The organism is Rhizobacter sp. (genome assembly GCF_031412075.1).
Lineage (GTDB): Bacteria > Pseudomonadota > Gammaproteobacteria > Burkholderiales > Burkholderiaceae_C > Rhizobacter.
Genome location: NZ_JANOCG010000366.1, coordinates 1 through 5,508, shown reverse-complemented (window position 1 = coordinate 5,508; position 5,508 = coordinate 1). Strand labels below are relative to the sequence as shown.

At 62.7% G+C, this 5,508-nt stretch carries 4 protein-coding genes and 1 tRNA gene; all 5 read right to left on the bottom strand.

Annotated elements, in window-relative coordinates:
• A partial coding sequence (clpX, locus tag RMO40_RS13600; protein ID WP_309722065.1) for an ATP-dependent Clp protease ATP-binding subunit ClpX occupies positions 1-1,206 on the bottom strand: 1,206 nt, incomplete at its 3' end.
• A gap of 126 nt (positions 1,207-1,332) precedes the next feature.
• Positions 1,333-1,959: an ATP-dependent Clp endopeptidase proteolytic subunit ClpP gene (clpP, locus tag RMO40_RS13595; protein ID WP_309722062.1), complete on the bottom strand. Its 627-nt coding sequence runs from the start codon at positions 1,957-1,959 to the stop codon at positions 1,333-1,335.
• 147 nt (positions 1,960-2,106) lie between these two features.
• Positions 2,107-3,414 carry a trigger factor gene (gene tig / locus RMO40_RS13590; protein ID WP_309722059.1) on the bottom strand — a complete coding sequence of 436 codons (1,308 nt, stop codon included), beginning with the start codon at positions 3,412-3,414 and terminating at the stop codon, positions 2,107-2,109.
• Positions 3,415-3,445: 31 nt separating this feature from the next.
• Positions 3,446-3,532: transfer RNA gene (locus RMO40_RS13585), tRNA-Leu, on the bottom strand.
• Positions 3,533-3,608: 76 nt separating this feature from the next.
• On the bottom strand, positions 3,609-5,508 hold a 1,900-nt coding region (locus RMO40_RS13580; RefSeq protein ID WP_309722055.1), incomplete at its 5' end, for an efflux RND transporter permease subunit.

Below are 5,508 nucleotides of genomic sequence, written 5' to 3'. Positions count from 1 at the left end.
GTGTTCATCGACCACGACCTTGGCCACACCATCCAGGTTGGGCAGGTCGAACATCGTGTCGATCAGCGCGAACTCGAGGATCGAGCGCAGCCCGCGCGCGCCGGTCTTGCGTGCCAGCGCCTTGCGCGCGATGGCGGCCACCGCGGACGGGCGGATCTCGAGTTCGACGCCGTCCATCGCAAACAGTTTTTGATACTGCTTGACGAGCGCGTTGCGCGGCTCGGTGAGGATCTGGATCATCGCCTCTTCGGTGAGCTCGCCCAAGGTGGCCACCACCGGCAGGCGGCCCACCAGTTCAGGGATCAGGCCGAACTTGATCAGGTCTTCAGGCTCGACTTCGCGGAACAGGTCGGAGACCTTCTTCTCGCTCTTGCTGTGTACGGTGGCGCCAAACCCGATGCCCGACACCTCGGTGCGGCTTTGAATGACCTTTTCCAGGCCGTCGAAGGCGCCGCCGCAGATGAACAGGATGTTGGTGGTGTCGATCTGCAGGAAGTCCTGGTTCGGGTGCTTGCGCCCGCCCTGCGGCGGCACCGACGCCATCGTGCCTTCGACCAGCTTCAGCAAGGCCTGCTGCACGCCTTCGCCTGACACATCGCGGGTGATCGACGGGTTGTCCGACTTGCGCGAGATCTTGTCGATCTCATCGATGTAGACGATGCCTCGCTGCGCCTTGTCGACGTCGTAGTTGCAGTTCTGCAGCAGCTTCTGGATGATGTTTTCGACGTCTTCACCCACATAACCGGCTTCGGTCAGCGTGGTGGCATCGGCAATCACGAAAGGCACGTTGAGCAAGCGGGCCAGTGTTTGCGCGAGCAAGGTCTTGCCCGACCCAGTGGGGCCGATCAAAAGAATGTTGCTCTTGGACAGCTCCACCTCGTCTTTGGTGGTGGCCATGTGCTTCAGGCGCTTGTAGTGGTTGTAGACCGCCACTGCCAGCGTACGCTTGGCGGTGTCTTGCCCGATCACATACTGATCAAGGCTGGCCTTGATGTCGCTCGGCACCGGCAAGTCGGACTTGGCGGCGCGTGCTTCGGGCGTGTCGGCCGGGACTTCATCTCGAATGATGTCGTTGCAAAGCTCGATGCATTCGTCGCAGATGAAAACCGACGGGCCGGCGATGAGTTTCTTCACCTCATGCTGGCTTTTGCCGCAGAAGGAGCAGTAAAGAACTTTTTCGCTGGAGGAGCCTTTTTTTTCGGCCATGAATGGGTGCGCGCTAGGGCGTAGAAGAGGCTTGGTGATGATAGAGCAAAAGAAAACGGGGCCTTGGCGGTAATAAAGGCCCCGTTTGGATCGCAGTTACGGGTCTTGCCCGGTCAAAACGCGGCGTCAGCCAGCCGCTGCCGGCCCCGCCCGCTTGTTCAAAACCTGGTCGATCAAGCCGTAGGCTTTGGCTTCTTCCGGGTCCATGAAAAAGTCGCGCTCCATGTCGGCCTGGATCTTCTCCAGCGGTTGGCCGGTGCGTTCGGCGTAGATCTTGTTGAGCTGAGCGCGTGTCTTGAGGATCTCGCGAGCGTGGATTTCGATGTCGGTCGCCTGGCCCTGCGCGCCACCCGACGGCTGGTGAATCATCACGCGGGCGTTGGGCAGCGAAAAACGCTTGCCTTTGGCGCCGGCCATCAGCAGGAAGGAACCCATGCTGGCCGCCATGCCCACACACATGGTCGACACGTCGGGCTTGATGAACTCCATGGTGTCGAAGATCGACATGCCAGCCGTCACCGACCCGCCCGGCGAGTTGATGTAGAAGTGGATGTCCTTGTCAGGGTTCTCGCTCTCGAGAAAGAGCAACTGCGCGACCACCAGGCTCGCGGTGTGGTCGTTGACCGGGCCCACCAAAAAGATGATTCGCTCGCGAAGCAAGCGGCTGTAGATGTCATAGGCGCGCTCGCCGCGGCCCGATTGTTCGATGACGACGGGCACCATGCCCAAGCCTTGAGTTTCCAGCGCGCTCATGCGTTGCGTCCTTGAAAAGTGATCGGTACAGGTTGGGTCTGATTATGTCGCGACAAGAGAGGCACCACAGAAACAGTGCCGAACAAAAACCAAGGGCGCCAGACCTTGCGGCCGGGCGCCCTTTTGGCGACTGGATCGACGTGACGATCAGCCGGCCATCAGCTCGTCAAACGGCAACACCTTGTCGGTGACCTTGGCCTTGGCAAGGACGAACTCCGTGACGTTGTTCTCGATCACCACACCTTCGACTTCGGCCATGCGGTTGCGGTCGCTCAGGTACCAGCGCACCACCTCGGCCGGCTTCTCGTAGCTCTGCGCCATTTCTTCAATGTGGGCTTGCAGCTGGTCGGGCTTGGCTTGCAGGTTGTTGGAGCGCACCAGCTCGGCCACCACCAGGCCCAGGCGCACACGGCGCTCGGCTTGCGGCTTGAAGATTTCTTCAGGGATCGGCGCCTTTTCAGCGTCTTTCACGCCGCGCTTCTTCAGGTCGGCACGGGCGCTTTCGATCATGCGGTCGACTTCGTTCTTGACCAGGGCGGTCGGCAGGTCGAGCTCGGCGCTCTTGGCCACAGCGTCCATCACCGAGGCCTTGTTGCGCGCCAGCACGCGGAACTTCACTTCGCGCTCGAGGTTGCGCTTGATGTCGGCGCGCAGCGCTTCCACGGTGCCGTCGGCGATGCCCAGGGCCTTGGCCAGGGCTTCGTTCACTTCGGGCAGGTGCTGGGCTTCGACCTTGTTCAGGGTGACCATGAAGTCGGCTTCCTTGCCGGCCACGTCTTTGCCCTGGTAGTCCTCGGGGAACTGCAGCGGGAAGGTCTTGGAGTCGCCGGTCTTCATGCCGCGCACGGCCTTCTCAAACGCTTCAAGCATCTGGCCTTCGCCGATGATGAACTGGAAGCCCTCGGCTTTGCCGCCGTCAAACGGCACGCCGTCGATCTTGCCTTCGAAGTCGATGGTGACCTGGTCGCCATCGGTCGCGGCTTCGGTCTTCGCGCGTTGCGCGAAGGTTCGGCGCTGCTTGCGCAGGATGTCGAGGGTCTTGTCGATGGCGGCGTCGGTCACTTCGGTGCTGACACGTTCGACTTCGGCGGTGCCCAGGTCACCCAGCTTCACTTCGGGGTACACCTCGAAGGTGGCATCGAAAGCCATCTGGCCTTCGGGCGACGCTTCTTTTTCGGTGATGCGGGGGGCGCCGGCCACACGCAGGTTGGCCTCGTTGGTGGCTTGCTGGAAAGCCTGGCCGACCTTGTCGTTCATGACTTCGTACTGCACCGAATAGCCATAACGCTGGGTGACCACGCTCATCGGCACCTTGCCGGGGCGAAAGCCATCGGCCTTGACCGTGCGCGCCAGGCGCTTGAGGCGCGACTGCACCTCGTTGTTGATGGTGTCGGCGGCCAGCGTCAGCGTGATGCGGCGTTCGAGCTTCTCGAGGGTTTCAACAGTGACAGCCATGATGTTCCGGACTCTCTGGTTTGATATTTGCTGGTGCGCGGGGCGGGACTCGAACCCGCACACCATTGCTGGCGTCAGGACCTAAACCTGGTGCGTCTACCAATTTCGCCACCCGCGCGGGTATAGATCAGACGTAAAACGGGGTCGCCTCAGCGACCCCTTCTTGGATGGGGCGATTCGGTGAACCGCGGATTTTAGCCGCGTTTGACGCGGAACCAGGCCGCATACATGGCGGGCAAGGCCAGCAACGTCAAAGCCGTCGCCACAATCAGCCCGCCCATGATGGCCACCGCCATCGGGCCCCAGAACACACTGCGTGACAACGGGATCATCGCCAGCACCGCTGCGGCCGCCGTCAGGATGATGGGCCGGAAGCGCCGCACCGAGGCCTCGACCACCGCGTCCCAGGTCGGCACGCCGCGCTCACGGTCCTGCTCGATCTGGTCGATCAGGATCACCGAGTTGCGCATGATCATGCCCATCAGCGCGATCACGCCCAGCAGCGCCACGAAGCCGAACGGCCGGTCGAGCAGCAGCAGCGCCCCCGCCACACCCGCAATGCCCATGGGCGCCGTGAGGAACACCAGCACCGAGCGGCTGAAGCTTTGCAGCTGCAGCATCAAGAGCGTGAACATGATGAACAGCATCAGCGGCGCGCCGACTGCGATCGAGCCCTGCCCTTTGCTGCTTTCTTCGACAGCGCCTGCCACCTCGACGCGGTAACCCGCCGGCATCTTGGCGCGGATCGGGTTGAACAGCGGGTTCAGCTGGTCGCTGACGGTGGCACCTTGCAGGCCGTCGATGATGTCGCCCTGCACGGTGGCGGCGTAGTCGCGGTTCTCGCGCCACAGCACACCCGGTTCCCACACGAAGCTGGCCTTGGCGACCTGGCTCAGCGGGATGCTGCGGCCGGTGGTCGTGGGCACATAGGCGTTGCCCAGGTCGGTGATGGCGTTGCGCTCGTCCAGCGGTTGGCGCAACACGATGTCGATCAGCTTGTCGCCATCACGGTATTGGCCGACGTTGGTGCCGCTGTTCATGGTGCGCGCGGCCTGGGCAATCGCCTGGCTCGACACACCCAGCGTGCGCGCCTTGTCTTGATCGACCTCCAGGCGCAGCACCTTGACCGACTCGTTCCAGTTGTCGTTCACACCACGCAGGTTGGTGTTGGTCAGCATGATGGCCTTCACCTCGTCGGCATAGGCACGCACCTTGGCAGGGTCGGGCCCGACCACACGGAACTGCACCGGGTAAGGCACGGGCGGCCCGTTGGGCAGCAGCTTGGGCCGTGCGCGCGCTTCGGGGAACTCGGCCGCCAGCAGCTCGGGCAGCTCCTTGCGCAAGCGCTCGCGGGCGGCCAGGTCCTTGGGCAGCAACACCAGCTGGCTCACGTTGCTCTGCGGGAAAATTTGATCCATCACCAGCGCAAAACGCGGCACACCGCTGCCCACCCAGGTGGTGACGTGGTCCACGCCCTCGAGCTTCGCCAGGCGCACTTCCACCCGCTTGGTAATGGCCTCATTCGCAGCGTAAGACGTGCCCTCGGGGTACCACAGGTCGACCAGCACTTCGAGCCGGCTTGAGTCGGGGAAGAACTGGTTTTGCACCTTGCCCATGCCAAACAGGCCGAGCAGCAAGGTGCCGATGGTCAGGCCGATGGTGATCCAGCGGTGTTGCACACACCAGTTCACCAGCGCGCGAAAGCGCGAGTAGAACGGCGTGTCGAAGAGCTCGTGCGGCTGATCACTGACCGCATGTGGCTTGGTCTTGAGCAAACGCGTGCCGAGGTAAGGCACGAAGTACACCGACACCAGCCACGAGATCAGCAACGCCGCGGCCGTGACGGCAAAGATGGCGAAGGTGTATTCACCCACCGCCGATTGCGCCAGGCCAATCGGCAAGAAACCCACCGCCGTGATCAGCGTGCCGGTCAACATCGGCATGGCCGTGGCTTCATAAGCAAAGGTCGCGGCGCGCGCCTTGTCGTAGCCCTCTTCGAGCTTGCGCACCATCATCTCGACCGCAATGATCGCGTCGTCGACCAGCAGGCCGAGCGCAATGATCAGCGAGCCGAGCGAGATCTTGTGCAGCCCG

Coding starts and splice junctions, on each gene's coding strand:
- tig (WP_309722059.1), bottom strand. CDS start 3,414: ATGGCTGTCACTGTTGAAACCCTCGAGAAGCTCGAACGCCGCATCACG.
- clpP (WP_309722062.1), bottom strand. CDS start 1,959: ATGAGCGCGCTGGAAACTCAAGGCTTGGGCATGGTGCCCGTCGTCATC.